Source organism: Variovorax glucosi (assembly GCF_051216695.1).
GTDB lineage: Bacteria > Pseudomonadota > Gammaproteobacteria > Burkholderiales > Burkholderiaceae_C > Variovorax.
This window is the reverse complement of sequence record NZ_JBPJZE010000004.1, coordinates 490,671-505,337: the sequence shown is the minus strand read 5'-3', so window position 1 is coordinate 505,337 and position 14,667 is coordinate 490,671. Positions and strand designations below refer to the sequence as shown.

The 14,667-nt window shown below is 64.2% G+C and carries 10 protein-coding genes and 2 pseudogenes; 6 read left to right on the top strand and 6 right to left on the bottom strand.

The genetic code is table 11. From position 1 onward, the window contains the following. Both ACSFA3_RS20790 and ACSFA3_RS20785 read right to left on the bottom strand, forming a co-directional pair. Positions 1-855: pseudogene (locus tag ACSFA3_RS20790) on the bottom strand (hypothetical protein); the annotation flags it as partial. Between the two features lie 963 nt (positions 856-1,818). Then, positions 1,819-2,727 (bottom strand): LysR family transcriptional regulator, encoded by a 909-nt coding sequence (locus ACSFA3_RS20785; RefSeq protein ID WP_435507380.1) that lies wholly within the window; start codon positions 2,725-2,727, stop codon positions 1,819-1,821. Positions 2,728-2,859: 132 nt separating this feature from the next. Here ACSFA3_RS20785 and ACSFA3_RS20780 point away from each other — a divergent pair, with 132 nt between their 5' ends. After that, positions 2,860-3,063, top strand: a complete 204-nt coding sequence (locus ACSFA3_RS20780; RefSeq protein WP_435507379.1) for a tautomerase family protein — start codon at positions 2,860-2,862, stop codon at positions 3,061-3,063. Between the two features lie 5 nt (positions 3,064-3,068). Here the strand turns inward: ACSFA3_RS20780 and ACSFA3_RS20775 are convergent. Then, positions 3,069-4,057, bottom strand: a pseudogene (locus ACSFA3_RS20775) (M20/M25/M40 family metallo-hydrolase). A 168-nt stretch (positions 4,058-4,225) separates the two neighbouring features. Between ACSFA3_RS20775 and ACSFA3_RS20770 the strand changes: the two are divergent. The 3 genes from ACSFA3_RS20770 to ACSFA3_RS20760 are packed head-to-tail and all read left to right on the top strand — an operon-like array spanning position 4,226 to position 9,395. Then, positions 4,226-4,810: a DUF2760 domain-containing protein gene (locus ACSFA3_RS20770; protein ID WP_435507378.1), complete on the top strand. Its 585-nt coding sequence runs from the start codon at positions 4,226-4,228 to the stop codon at positions 4,808-4,810. After that, positions 4,807-6,627 (top strand): Hsp70 family protein, encoded by a 1,821-nt coding sequence (locus tag ACSFA3_RS20765; protein WP_435507377.1) that lies wholly within the window; start codon positions 4,807-4,809, stop codon positions 6,625-6,627. The genes ACSFA3_RS20770 and ACSFA3_RS20765 overlap by 4 nt, the downstream gene beginning before the upstream one ends. Before the next feature lie 17 nt (positions 6,628-6,644). Continuing rightward, positions 6,645-9,395 carry an Hsp70 family protein gene (locus tag ACSFA3_RS20760; RefSeq protein WP_435507405.1) on the top strand — a complete coding sequence of 917 codons (2,751 nt, stop codon included), beginning with the start codon at positions 6,645-6,647 and terminating at the stop codon, positions 9,393-9,395. A 69-nt stretch (positions 9,396-9,464) separates the two neighbouring features. Here the strand turns inward: ACSFA3_RS20760 and ACSFA3_RS20755 are convergent, their stop codons facing one another. After that, entirely contained in the window at positions 9,465-10,211 is a 747-nt protein-coding gene (locus ACSFA3_RS20755) for a sensor histidine kinase (RefSeq protein WP_435507376.1), read from the bottom strand. A 346-nt stretch (positions 10,212-10,557) separates the two neighbouring features. Between ACSFA3_RS20755 and ACSFA3_RS20750 the strand changes: the two genes are divergently transcribed. Continuing rightward, positions 10,558-10,830: a SemiSWEET transporter gene (locus ACSFA3_RS20750; protein ID WP_435507375.1), complete on the top strand. Its 273-nt coding sequence runs from the start codon at positions 10,558-10,560 to the stop codon at positions 10,828-10,830. A 7-nt stretch (positions 10,831-10,837) separates the two neighbouring features. Beyond that, positions 10,838-11,773, top strand: a complete 936-nt coding sequence (locus ACSFA3_RS20745) for a PfkB family carbohydrate kinase (protein ID WP_435507374.1) — start codon at positions 10,838-10,840, stop codon at positions 11,771-11,773. A gap of 10 nt (positions 11,774-11,783) precedes the next feature. Here ACSFA3_RS20745 and ACSFA3_RS20740 read toward each other — a convergent pair whose 3' ends face one another. Further along, positions 11,784-12,587, bottom strand: a complete 804-nt coding sequence (locus ACSFA3_RS20740; protein ID WP_435507373.1) for a GntR family transcriptional regulator — start codon at positions 12,585-12,587, stop codon at positions 11,784-11,786. A gap of 138 nt (positions 12,588-12,725) precedes the next feature. Continuing rightward, positions 12,726-14,600, bottom strand: a complete 1,875-nt coding sequence (locus tag ACSFA3_RS20735; RefSeq protein WP_435507372.1) for a potassium transporter Kup — start codon at positions 14,598-14,600, stop codon at positions 12,726-12,728. Positions 14,601-14,667: the final 67 nt, after the last annotated feature.

Here is a 14,667-nt window from a genome sequence, read left to right as displayed (position 1 = left end):
GTAATCCGCGGAAGACGGGCCGTAGCGATAGGCGATGGCCGCATCGGTACCCATCTTCTGCGCCATGGCCTGGTATTCGGCGTTGGAGACGGCACCGTTGACCATCACGTCGCCGGCGACGGCCAGCACGTTGGCATTGGTATTGACAGTGGGGGCCGGTGCTGCAGGTGCTGCCGGTGCAGTGACGATGGGCGTCGTCACGGCGGGTGCCGCCGCGACGGTCGTCGAGAAATAGCACTGTTTGTTGACGCCCGGAGCCGGGTCGCCGAAGAGCTGGTCGCCGCAGTTGTAGGTGCCCGCAGCGAGCAGTTTCTCGACCAGCTTCGTGCCGGTGCCGTAGACGATGTTCGCTGCCGAAGTGAGTGTGAAGGTGCCGGTCTGGCCGGTCAGCATCGAGAGTTGGGCCGTTGTCGTCACCGCGGCAGCGGGCTTGGCCACGGGTGTCGTGACGGTGGCGGTTGCGGCGCTGGTCGAGTAGCAGGCCTTCGGCTTGCCCGGAGCGGGATCTCCGAAGAGCTGGTCACCGCAGGTGTAAGTGCCGCTTGCGAGCGACTTCGTGGTCATCAGGACGCCGGAACCGTACGCAACTGCGGACGTCGACGTCAGCTTGAAGGAACCGCTCTGGCCCGTCAGCAGCGTCATGACCGTCGATGTGGAGGTCGTCGTCGTCGCGGCAGGGGCGGCAGTCGTCGCGCTCGCGGCCGGGCTCACTGGTTCCGGCACATAACAGGATTTAGGAATGCCTCGCGCCGGGTCGCCGAACAATTGATCACCGCAAACATAAGTTCCTGCGGCCAGCGTCTTGCTATTGAAAGCACCGCTGGCGCCGTAACTCACGGTAGTGGCAACCGCCAATGTGAATGATCCGCTTTGCCCGGTTAATTCTTTTGTTTGTGCGCTGGCTTCTATTGGCGCACCAATAGCCATTGCAATCAAAGCACCCAGGCCAGAGCTAATTAATACTTTTGACACAGGAAATCTCACCAAGTAAAAAGTTTAAAAAATTACGCGCAGGGCGCAGCCACGAGCTGATCCAAGCCGTTTACGTGAAACCCGGCTTTCAGGCCGGGCTTGAGGGGAGAAACGCGGGGAAAGCGCGGTCAGGTGGACCCTGACGCAGCCCCGTGATACAGAGGGCGTCTATGCGACTGCAGACGCCCTTTTTGATATTTCCGCGACAGCCAAATGACAGTATTGGTCATTTGAATCCAAATTCGTTACATGCAGAGCAACTAACGAATATTTTCTTAGTACAGACATTAGCAAACTCCTCCTATTGACAAGCCGATTCTGAGCCCAATCAATTTTCAGAGCAATAAACATTGCAGATCTTTTTAAAACTTTTTCTGCGACAACTGATTTACGTGCCTATTTAGTACTATTAAGAATGGATTTGTATTAACGCAATCAAACAACAGTTTGCGCAATCGAGAGGCTTTCTCGACACTTCAGACGAAGAACGCCCTCGACCGCGTCCGCGCTCGGTCACGCTGCCGCTGCGATCAAGGAGCCGGGAGGAACAGCAAAGAAAATGATGACGAAGTCATCTGCAGACACGAAGCGCCGAATCGCCCAAGTGAGCGCACGCTGCGTCAATAGTGGGCGGGAAAGTGAGTTCAGGCAGCAGGGGTGGCGCTGGCCCCGATCTGCTTCTGGGCATGGACTGCTTCGAAGAAGACCCGCTGGACGAAAAATCCTTCTGGCTGGGCCTGCCGAACACGGTGATGACACCCCCATCGGCGGCACCACCAACTGCGGGCTGCGAGGAATGGCCGTGGGCGCTGCGGAAAACATCCTCCGGATCACCGGCAACCGGCACTAATCCAGGTGCCCTCGCGCAGCGCATGCGAGCAGTTCATCGACGACGTAGCGCACACGGGGGCTGAGATGCGCGCGCTTCGGCCACAGCACATGCACATCGACACCTGCAGGCGCACAGGTCTGAAGCACAGCCCGCAATCGCCCTTCGGCAAGCGGCGTGCGCACCAGCGACAACGGAAACTGCGCAATGCCGAGGCCGCTGACGACGGCATCGAGCATCGCTTCGGCATCGCTCAGCTGATGGGTTGCCGGCGGGGTGATCTGGCGCTCCACGCCCTGGTCTCTGACGAACCACACCAGCGGCGGTCCCCGGGTCGCACCCATCACGCACCGATGTGCAGGAATGTCGGCAAGCGTCAGTGGTTCGCCATACGCGCTCAGGTAGGCCGGCGATGCGCAGATGACGCGCGCCTGCGTCGCGAGATGGCGAGCGACCAGATGGTGCGTGTCCTTCAGCTCTCCGAACCGGATCGCGATGTCCACATCGTCCTGCAGCAGGTCGCTGGTCGCATCGGTGAATGTCAGGTTGAGGCGCAAGTCGGGATGCGGTCGCGCGATGTCGATCAGTGCCGGGAGCAGAACGCGTCGACCGAAGGCCACCGGCATGTCGATGTGCACCAGGCCGCTCAACACGCGATTACCCGAAGAAAGCGCTGCCTGTGCAGCCTTGATCTCATCGATGGCGGTGGTGCAGGACACGAGATAAGCCTCCCCGTCCGACGTCAGACGCGTCAGGCGTGTCGTTCGATGAAACAGCTTTACGCCCATGCGCGCTTCCAGGCGAGCGATGGTTTTTCCGACGGACGACTTCGTCAGGCCCAGACGCTCGGCGGCCTGCGTGAAGTTTTCCGCTCGCGCCGCCGCGACGAAGACCGTGACTCCCGAAAATGGATCAGCTTCAGACATCGTCGAATCTTATTCAACTATCTTACGATTTTTTGTCTTCTTTGCGCCTTTATTTCTACATTAGCATCACGCTTCGGCAGCCAGCCGCCGGCCGATCCTGGCTGGTGAAAGCTGCCTTCAAGGAGCCAGGAAATGCCAGTTGTTCGAGTCAGTTGGTTCGAGGGCAAGGACCATGCGCAAAAGCAGAAGGTCGCCGCCGACATCACCGAAAGCATCGTGCGTCATACCGCCACCGACCCCGAGTACATCTACGTGATCTTCGAAGACGTCAAGCCGGCCGACTGGGCCGGCGCCGGCAAGCTCTTCGGTTCGCCACCCGAAATCAGCGCAGGCTGAGCCGGCTACTTCGCAGCCATTGCTGTCAACACCGCAACGCTCATCGCCTTGACACCCGTCTTGATCGACGGCTCCGGAACAGGCGCGAAGAACGGCGAATGATTGAAAGGAAGCGGCTTGCCTCCTGGCTTCCTGGCATCCGCGACTTCCTGAGGCGACGAGACGCCCACGAAGAAGAACATCGACGGGATTCCGGCGTTCACGAATTCCGAGAAATCTTCGCTGGCCGTAATCGGTGGCGCCGCCACGACCTGCGCATCGCCCAGCACACCCTTGAGCGCAGACACCGTACGGCCGACGAGTGCGCCGTCGTTCATGATCGCCATTCCTCCGGGCACCAGCGCCACCGACGGCTCCGCCGCGCCGCCCATCATCGCGGCGGCGGCAGCGGTGCGCCGGATGCCGGCAAGAAACCGTAAGGCGATGGCGACGTATGCAGTGCGAAGGCATAGTCCGGCATCGGGAAACGCTTGAAGAGCCCGTCGGCGATCATCGCCTTCGCTCCGCTCGTTCCCTCCTCGGCCGGCTGCGCGACGAACATCAGAGTGCCTTTCCACTGGTCTTTCACGGCCAGCAGCGCACGCGCGGTGCCGACCCAGCTCGCCATGTGGATGTCGTGGCCGCAACTGTGGGCAACGAAAGTCTCGCGGCCGTTGAATTGCGTCTTTTCCTTGCTGGCGTAGGGCAGCCCCGTCTTTTCTTCCATGGGCAACGCGTCGAGCTCGGTGCGGACCATCACGGTCGGTCCGGCGCCGTTCCTGTACAGAGCGACGACGCCGGTGCCGCCGATCTTCTCTGTCACCTCGAAACCGAGCTTGCGCATCTCGTCGGCCATCCTGGCGGCGGTCCGCACCTCCTGGAAAGCGATTTCAGGATGCGAATGCAGATCCTTGTAGAGCATTTCGAGCGAGGGATACATCCCGTTCACGACGGGTGCGAGTTGTGCCGAAAGAGGAGACGCGGTTTGCGCCAGGACACAGGTGGCGGCCGTCATTGCCAAACCAGCGAAAACCGCTCGGCACGTTGAGTCGAATCGCATGGGCATTCCTTCTTTGAATGGGTGGTCAAAGGTCATTTGACAGATTTGAAGACAATAACGGTCCCGCGGCCCGGAGTTTGACCGGTTCCCCGCCTTTTGCGCCCCCGTGGGGGCCCATAGCCCATGACCGAACCACAATCCCTTCCCTTCTTCTCCCGCCTGTCCATGGCCTTCGGCAGCTTTTTCGCGCTGCTGGGCGACGGCCAGCTGGCCGCGCGCGTTCAGACCCTCCGCAACGGCGCTCCGTTGGCCAGTGAAGTGCCGCCGCCCCAGCCTGCGCCAGCGCCGGCGCCAGCACCCGTGCCGCCGCCGCCCGTCCGCGCGACCGCCAATGTCGACGCTGCCCTCCAGTTGCTGGCCTTGCTGCAGCGCGAGTCCCGCTTCGTCGACTTCCTGCAGGAGGACATCGCGGCCTATTCCGATGCGGATGTCGGCGGTGCCGCGCGGCTGCTGCACGGCGGCGCACGCAAAGTGCTCAAGGACACCTTCGACCTCGAAGCCGTACGCTCCGAAGCCGAAGGCAGCCGCCTGACACTGCCGGCAGGCTTCGACGCCGCTGCCGTGCGCGTGACCGGCAACGTGGTCGGACAGCCGCCTTTCACGGGCACGCTGCAGCACAAGGGCTGGCGCGCCACGGCCGTGCGGCTGCCGACGCTGACGGCGGGGCACGACACGCGCGTGATCGCACCGGCGGAGGTGGAGTTTTGAGCAGCCAGAAATACGCCATCGGCATCGACCTGGGCACCACGCACAGCGCGCTGTCCTGGATCGACCTGCAGAGCGAAGACGCAGCGCCCGAGATCTTGCCGATCGCACAGCAGAGCGGCCCCGGCGCCGTGCAGGATTTCGCCCTGCTTCCCTCGTTCCTGTACCTGCCGCATACCAGCGAATTCGCCGCTGGCGACCTGGCCCTGCCGTGGAACGCGGCGCCCGATCGCATCACCGGGGAATGGGCGCGCAGCCATGGCGCGCCGACGCCGATCCGCCTGGTTTCCAGCGCCAAGAGCTGGCTCGGCCATGCGGGCGTGGACCGGCGCGCCGGCATCCTGCCGGCCGATGCACCGGCCGAGGTCGAGCGCATTTCGCCGCTGGCCGCAAGCACGCATTACCTGCAACACCTGCGCGACGCCTGGAATCACAGCCATCCCGAAGCGCCGTTCGACGAGCAGGCCGTCACCGTCACCATTCCGGCATCGTTCGACCCGGCCGCGCGCGAACTGACGGCCGAAGCCGCCAAAGCAGCCGGCTACCGGGGCATCACGCTGCTGGAAGAACCGCAGGCCGCGCTCTACAGCTGGATCGCCGGCAGTGCCGGAGACTGGCGCAAGCAGGTGCAGGTCGGCGATGTGATCCTGGTCATCGACGTGGGCGGCGGTACCAGCGACTTCTCGCTGATCGCCGTGACCGAAGAGGCCGGCAACCTGCAGCTGAACCGTGTGGCCGTCGGCGAGCACATCCTGCTGGGCGGCGACAACATGGATCTCGCGCTGGCCCACGGCGTCGCGCGCGGTCTGGCCGCCGAAGGCAAGCTACTCGACCCGTGGCAGATGCGCGCGCTGACCTACGCCTGCCGCCTTGCCAAGGAGCAGCTGCTCGGCGACGCCGATCTGCAGAGCGTGCCGCTGGTCGTGCCCAGCCGCGGCTCCAGGCTGATCGGCGGCTCGATCAAGACGGAGCTGAAGCGCGAACTGCTGACCGCCCTCCTGCTCGAAGGCTTTTTCCCGGCCGTGGAAAGCAATGCGCGGCCAGTCAGCCGCCCGCGCGCCGGCCTCACGCAGATCGGCCTGCCGTATGCGCAGGACGCTGCCGTGACGCGCCATCTGGCCGCACTGCTGGGACGCCAGGTCGGCGCGACGGCGCAGCTGGCGGGCTTCGCGCAGCCCGAAGGCGCGAGCTTCCTGCATCCCACGGCGGTGCTGTTCAACGGTGGCGTGTTCAAGTCCGAGCTTCTGGCCGAACGCGTGCTGTCCACACTGAACGCCTGGCTTGCCGCAGACGGCGCGCCCGCCGCACGATTGCTGCAGGGCGCCGACATGGACCATGCCGTGGCGCGCGGCGCCGCCTATTACGGTCTGGTGCGTCAGGGCCAGGGCATCCGCATCCGTGGCGGCACGGCGCAGGCCTACTACGTAGGCATCGAGTCGAGCATGCCGGCGGTACCAGGACTGGAGCCGCCCGTACAAGCGCTGTGCGTCGCGCCTTTCGGCATGGAGGAAGGCTCGGAAGCGACGCTGCCGCCGCAGCAGCTGGGCCTGGTGGTCGGCGAATCGGTGCGCTTCCGCTTCTTCGGTTCGTCCGTTCGGCGAGAAGACCGGCCCGGCACGCTGCTTGACTTCTGGTCGCAGGACGAACTGCAGGAACTTGCGCAGATCGAGGCCACGCTGCCGGCCGAAGGCCGTGCCGCCGGCGAGGTCGTGCCCGTGCAGCTGCGCGCCCGCGTGACCGACATCGGCACGCTGGAACTGGTTGCCGAAGCGGCGGGCGGCGCGCACTGGAAGGTGGAGTTCGACGTCCGCGACACGTGATGGTCGCAACGACCGCGATGACGCCCGTTTTCCGCATCGGCATCGACCTGGGCACGACCCACACCGTGCTGGCATTCGCGCCGGTCGGTGTGGACGAGATCCGGGTTTTCGAGGTGCCGCAGAGCATCGCGGCCGGCGAGGTCGCGCCGCGGCCGCTGCTGCCTTCGTTGCGTTTCCATGCGGCCGAAGGCGCACTGGCTACGGCCGACCTGCCCCTGCCATGGCCGTCGGACGAGCCGGCCATCCTCGGCGCGTTCGCGCGCGAACTCGGCCAGCAGACGCCGGGCCGGCTGGTGGCCAGCGCCAAGAGCTGGCTGTCCCACGCTTCTGTCGACCGCACCGCTGCCATCCTGCCCTGGGGCGCGCCGGACGAAGTGCCGAAGGTGTCCCCGCTGGAGGCCAGCGCCAGCTACCTGCGTCACCTGCGTCAGGCCTGGGACCAGGCCCACCCCGAATCGCCGCTCGCACAGCAACCCACCGTGCTCACGGTGCCGGCCTCGTTCGACGACGGTGCGCGCCAGCTGACCCTGCAGGCTGCCGCGCTGGCCGGCCTGGGCGCAATCCATCTGATCGAGGAGCCGCAGGCCGCGTTCTACGACTGGGTTTTTACTCACCGCGCCGACCTGGCACGACAGCTGGCCTGCACGCGTCGTCTGCTCGTGGTCGACGTGGGCGGCGGCACCACCGACCTGACACTGATCGATGTCACGCTCGACGCGGCCGGCCAGCCGTGGCTCGCACGCACAGGTGTCGGCGATCACCTGGTGCTGGGCGGCGACAACATGGACCTGGCGCTCGCGCGATGGATCGAGCCGCGACTGTCGGGCGGGCAGCGCGAAGGCACGCCGCTGTCGGCAGTCCAGCTGGCGCAACTCACCCAGCGATGCCGCAGCGCCAAGGAACGACTGCTCGCTCCGAACGGACCGCCGGAAACCACGGTCACGTTGCAGGGCAGCGGCAGCCGGCTGATCGGCGGTGCGCGCTCGGCGACCCTCACACGGAACGACGTGGATCAGCTGCTGGTCGACGGCTTCTTCCCGCAGGTCGCAGCCGACGCCAAACCCCAGCGCGGTCGCGGCGCCCTGGTTGAATTCGGCCTGCCCTATGCCAGCGATGCCGCCATCACGCGCCACATCGCAGCCTTCCTGCAGCGCCAGGGCGGCGACCTGCCCGACACGGTGCTGCTCAACGGCGGCGTGTTCCATGCACCGGTGCTGCGCGAGCGCCTGCTGACCGTGTTGCGCAACTGGCAGCCGGCAGGCGCACCGCCGATCCGCCTGCTGGATGCGCCCAGACTCGACGCCGCCGTCGCGCGCGGCGCAGTCGCCTATGCCATGGCCCGCGCCGGCAGCGCGCCGCGCATCCGCAGCGGTGCCGCGCGCGCCTACTACCTCGCGCTCGGGGAAGGCCAGGGCGTCTGCGTGCTGCCGCACGGCACACCCGAGGGCGAAACCGTGAGGCTCGGCTCCCGCCGTTTCAGCTTGCGTCTCGGCCGCCCGGTGCACTTCAATCTGGCCACGAGTGCCGTCGACCTGCAGCACCGCGCCGGCGACCTGGTGGCGCTGCAGGACGGAATGCAGCGTCTGCCTCCGATCGCCACCGTGCTGGAGCCCAAGGCCGGCGCGGCCGGCGAAGTGCAGGTGCTGCTCGATGCCCGGATCACCGAAGTCGGCACGCTGGAGATGCACTGCGTGGCCGTGGACGCGAACGACGCGCGCCACCAGCGCTGGAAACTGGAATTCCAGTTGCGCGGCGATGCGCTCGCGCAAGATTCCGACACCCCCGTCGTCGCCCATCCACGCTTGCCCGAGGCGCTTGCCGCCATCGGCCGTGTCTACGGCGGCAAGAAGCAGGACGTGGACGCGAAAGAAGTCCGCCAGCTTCGCGCCAGGCTGGAGCGTCTGCTGGGAGAACGCACCACCTGGCCTGCCGCATTGCTGCGCACGCTGTTCGGCGCACTGCTGCAGGGCGCCAGACGCCGGCGCCGTTCGCTGCAGCACGAGCGCAGCTGGTTCAATCTGATCGGCTTCACTCTGCGGCCAGGTTTCGGCGATCCGCTCGACGGCTGGCGCATGGAACGGATGTGGGAACTGTTCGGCCCCGGCATTGCGCACAGCGACGACAGCCAGCAATGGTCGGAATGGTGGACGCTGTGGCGCCGCATCGCGGGCGGCCTGGATGCCGCGCAGCAGCAGATGGTCTACGACGTTATTGCCTATTACCTTCAGCCACCCGGCGGCACCGACATCGCCAGGCCCGAGGGTCCGTCCATGCAGGCACTCGACGAGCTGCTGCGCATGGCGGCCTCGTTCGAACGCATTCATCTGACCGACAAAAACCAGTTCGGCAGCTGGCTGCTGCAGCGGCTGCAGCGGCTGCACCAACCACAGCAGCAAGGCGCCACGGCAGAACTCTGGTGGGCGCTGGGGCGGATTGGCGCGCGCCAGCCGCTTTACGCCAGCCTGCACCATGTGCTGCCGCCCGCCATCGCGCAGGACTGGCTCGCGCAGATCGCCACCATCGCGCCGGACTGGGCACATCACGAGGCTGCGGCCTTCGCCGTGGCGCAGATTGCGCGGGCCACAGGCGACCGCGCGCGCGATCTGCCGGAAAACCTGCGCCTGCAGATCGCAGAGCAGCTTGAAGCCGCAGATGCGGCGCCGAGCTGGGTTGCAATGGTGCGCGAAGTGACGGTACTGGATGAAGCCGACCAACGCCGGGTGTTCGGCGAGGCACTGCCGCCCGGCCTGGTGCTGCTGCGCGATTAGGACATCGCGAGCGACTGTCGCGTCGAAGTCGTCGGCGGTTCGGTCGTGGCGGCGCACGGACCGATCTGTCTACATCGGTACGCTCAATGAGTTGTCGGCCTTGAACGTCCTGGATCGGCCTGGCTTGATCCCGGCCGTGGATGTGCCCTGGACCGCCGGCAGCAGCACAGACACGACAGTGCCCCGGCCAGGCTGCGACCGGAGGCGGACCGTGGCGCCTTGCAGGTCGGCCAGCCGCTGTACCGTCGCCAGTCCGATCCCCAATCCATCGCTCTGCGCGACTGGCCCGGCCGACTCGACCCTGTAGAACTCATTGAAGACGCGCGCATGGTGCTGAGGCGCAATGCCGATGCCGGTGTCGCAGACGTCGATCCGGACACCACCCTTCTGATTGCGCGTGCCGACGATGACGCCTCCGCTGTGCGTGTGGCGCAGCGCATTGCTTACCAGGTTGTTGAGGATGCGCGTAAGCATCATGCCGTCGCCATGAACACAGGCCTGCGTGTGCCGCACCACCAGCTTCAAGCCTTTCGCCTCGGCCATTGCCTGGAAGCTTTGCCGCACTTCATCGAACAGCGGATCGAGCGGGAGATCACGGCACTTGGGCAGAATCCGGCCCTCGTCGAGTTGTGTCAGATCCAGCAGCCCGGTGAACAGCCGGTCGAGCAAGTCGATCGACTGGCGGATCTGGTTGATACGCTGCAGCCGGGTCGGGTCGACCTCGTCACCCGACAACGCATCCGAAAACAGCATCAGCGCCTGCAGCGGTTGCCTCAGATCGTGAATGGCAGCCGCGAAAAGGCGTGTCTTGGCCATGCTCGTGGCTTCGATCTGCCGGTTTTTTTGAGTGAGCGACGCGATGCGCGTCCTGAGCGCAGAACGACTCCCCGACATTCCGTACAGGTCGTCTTCGAAGGCATGAGCGGGTTCATGCGTCCAGGCCAGAGTGCCGTCTGTGGCAGCGACCGGAACACCAATCGACCGAAGCAATTGCGCAAGCGAAATCATTCGAACATCTCCGTTCTCCTAAAGCCTTCAAACCGAAATTTATTGGACTTTCTTTGGACTGATTCTGCTGCATTTTTTCACATATGTGAACTTTTGTTTGATCTCTCGGAACGCTCCTTTATGCTGGCAACTTCATCTACCGCCGGACTTCGACATGACGTCACTCGACCACCTCGGACTGATCGCCACGTGTTTCACGACTTCGTCCTTCGTGCCACAGGTCTGGCGTACCTGGAAGACGCGCGACGTCAGCGGCATTTCGCTCGCCAGCTATGCGGTGATCACCGTCGGGTTGGCGCTCTGGCTGGTCTACGGACTGCTGCGGGGTGACCTGCCGCTGGTCGTGGCGAACTCCGTGATGGTGGTGCTGACGGCTGCGATTACGCTCATGAAGATCGTCTACGGCCGGCGTCCGTCGATCGCCTAGGACGACGATGACGCGGCCGCGTATCGCCATCCTTGGAAGTTTCATGCAGGCGGTCTGCTGGCAACTCGAGCGCTTGCCACTGCCCGGAGAGACACTGGCCGCAACAGGTTTCTCGTCGGAACTTGCCGGCAAGGGCCTGGCTGTAGCCGTCGGATGCCGACGCCTGGGTGCCGAGGTCGATCTGCTGCTTTCGGTCGGCGACGATGCAGCCGGCGACGCGGTTCTGTCGCGCCTTGGGCAGGAAGGTCTACCGACGCGGCATGTCACCCGTCATCCCGGAGATTCGGGCCATGGCGCTGGCTGGCTGGCTGCCGACGGAAGCAGCGCGATCGCTGTGTTCCCCGGCGCCAACGCACGACTCGACGCATCGCAAGTTGCCCGCGCCGATGAGACTCTGGCAGCGGTGACGCTGGTTTATGCCCAGCTCGAGAGCCCCATCGAGGCCGCCCGCGAAGCCTTCGCGCGTGCGTCTCGGTACGGTGCCATTACGGTGCTCAATCCCTCGCCGTGGCAGGTTCTGGATCGCGGACTTCTGGCTTCCACGCAGGTGCTCGTCGTGAACGAATCGGAATCGGCGCTCCTGATGCCGGGCTGGCAATACGACCCGCGATCCGCACGACATACGCTCGTCGAGGCTGCCCTAGGCCAGCTGTGGGCTGCGTGGCCCGGCGGTCCGGAAAGACAGTTGGTGGTCACGCTCGGCGCCATTGGCAGTGTCTCCTTTTCCCCGGTCGCCGATGCAGTGTTCGCACCTGCCAATGCGGTAAACAATACCGGCAGCATCGGCGCCGGCGATGCCTTTTCGGCCGGCTTATGCACCGCCCTGAGCAAGGGGTACGGCGTGACGCGATCGCTGACCCTCGGCAATGCATGCGGCGCGTTCGCCGTGTCGCATTCGGGCATCCTCGACGCGTTGCCCTTCGCTGACGACGTCGCCGTCTGAAGAACGCTTTTCAGCTCTGCAACCGGAGCCGGTAGCGGTACGCATCGCCGCGAAATGTGCCTTCGGCATATTCCACGAGCTGTTTGGCTTCGGTATACGACATGCGTTTGAGCAGCAGACAGGGTCCGGGTGCGGCAAACGTGAACATGGCCGTTTCGATCTCGGAACTGGTGACCGCTTCGACCGACTGGTCGGCCCAGGACAGCACGATGCCACAATGCTCGCGCAAGAACGCGTAAGCCGATCCTTCGCCCTGCCACTCTTCCAGAGCCGGTGCCAGGGTCAGGTCGTACCAGGCAACTTCACGAGACATCGGCGTACCGTCGGCAAGGCGCAGCCGCACCAGGCGCAGGAAATTGGTGGTGAGCGGCTTGCTGCATGCCAGGGCTACCCTGCGGTCTACCCCCACCGTCCGCTCCAGCACCCTCGAGGATGGCGTCAACCCGAGTTCACGCATCTCGTCGGTGAAGCCCTTGAGCTCGCGCAGCACAGGCGAAACGTAGGGGGTGCCGTTCACCGCCGTACCGCCACGGCTGCCCTTGCTGAGCAGCAATTGCGCGCTACGCAGCTCGTCGTAGGTCCGTTTGACTGTTGCCCGACTGACCTTCAGCGCGTCGGCAAGATGCCGCTCGGACGGCATGCTGCTGCCGGCAGGAAGTTCGCCAGACTGAACAAGCGCCTTGATCTGGCGCTGCAGTTGCAGGTAATAGGGCTCGGAAATGTGATCTTCCAGACGCAACCGGCTTTGCAGCTGAGCGGTCGCGGCAGCGTTTGGCAGCTCATGGGAGCGGCGTGGCTTGTGAGGTGTACGCATGGAAGGTCGATTCGTTCGAATTTTATGTTCCAACGCCCAACTGGACAGCTCCGTACACACTTCGGCTAGCAGACGGCGGTGTGTGACACGTCATATGGCCGACAGCCTCACTCGCCGGCTTCAAAGAGCATGGGATTCTTAAATCTGAACACGTGTTCCCAGCTCGACTACGCGGTTATGCGGCAGTTGCAGAAACTCTCCCACATTCCCCGCATTGCGCGACATCATGGCGAACAGGGTTTCACGCCAATGCGTCATCCCTGCACCGCGCGTTGGAATGACGATCTCGCGAGATAGAAAATAAGAGACCGTGTCTGGTTCAATCATCAGACCTTTGTCGAGACAAAGGCGAAGTGCACTCGGTACGTCCGGGACGTCCTTGAATCCATAGTTCACCACCACTCGCCAGAACCCACTTACCAGCGGCTCAACCGTCAATCGCGCGCTGTCGGGCACCCACGGCACATCTTCGAACCGGACAGTCAGGATGATATTTTTGTCGTGGAGCACCTGATAGTGCTTGAGGTTGTGCAGCAAAGCCTGTGGAACCGTTCCGGCATTGGCCACCGCATAGACGGCGGTCCTGGATACTCGGCGGACCTCGGGGTCATTCGTCAGCGCTTCGATGAAGGGCAGGAGGTCCGGGTCGTCTCGTTGGATGTGCTGTATCAGCAGCTCGCGCCCACGCCGCCATGTCGCCATGACCGCAAAGATCACGCTGCCCATCGCGATGGGGAACCAGCCGCCCTGCCAGAATTTCAGCGAGCACGCGACGACCAGCACAAGATCGACAACGAGGAATGCGCCCGTGGCTGCCCAGGCAAGCGGCAACGGATATCCCCATGCGTGTCGAACGACGAAGAATGTCAGAAGGGTCGTGATCAGCATGGTGAGCGTGACTGCGATGCCGTAGGCTGAGGCCAGGGCCGAAGAAGAGCCGAATCCCACCATGGCGAGCAGCACCGCGACCATGATCAACCAGTTGACGAGCGGCACGTAGATTTGCCCGACCTCCTCCTCCGAGGTCTGCAGAATCCGCATTCTCGGCAGAAGACCCAGCTGGATGGCTTGCTTGGTCAGCGAGTAGGCACCTGAGATGGTTGCCTGCGAGGCGATGACGGACGCCAAGGTGGCCAGCGCCACCGCCGGAATCAGCCATGCCGTCGGAAAGAGCCGGAAGAACGGATTTGCCAGTGCGCCCGGGTCGGTCATGAGCAGTGCGCCCTGCCCCATGTAGTTGAGCGCCAAGGCAGGCAGCACAAACGAGCTCCAGGCCAGTCGTATCGGCTTTTTCCCGAAATGGCCCATGTCTGCATAAAGGGCCTCGGCACCCGTGAGCGCAAGAACGATGGAACCCATCACCAGGAACAGATGCCATCCCCGCGCCTGCAGAAACTCGACCGCGCGGAGCGGGTTCAGTGCGGCAAGGATGGCAGGGTGCGCCACGATCTGAACGACCCCGGTCAACGCAAGAACCGCGAACCATACGATCACGATCGGCCCGAAGAGCTTGCCCACCACGGCGGTACCGAAGCGCTGCCCCAGAAAAAGGCCGACGATGACGGCCATGGACAGAGGCATTACATACGGCGTCAGTGCCGGCGTGATGGTCTCCAGTCCTTCCATGGCGCTGAGGACTGAAATGGCAGGTGTGATGACTGCATCCCCGTAGAACATGGAAGCGCCCAACACTCCAACCAGAAGCAACACAGTGTGGCGTCGCGGCGTACCCCCGGCAGCCTTGGCTGCCAGTGCCGTCAGGGCCATGATGCCGCCCTCGCCACGGTTGTTCGCCCGCAGGATCAGCACCACGTACTTCAAGGTGACGACGACCATCAGCGCCCACAGGATGGTCGACACGACACCCACGATGTTGGCTGCGTCCATCGGCAGCGAGTGTGCCGGGTTGAACACTTCCTTCATGGTGTAAAGCGGGCTGGTGCCGATATCGCCGTAGACGACGCCGAGGGCACTCAGGGTCAGGACGCCCAGGTTTTTCCGGGATGGCGACATGTTTTCTTTCGGTGTTGGATTCGATGATTGGTGGAAAGACAGGCGTGGCTCAGGGCTTAAGGCCCGT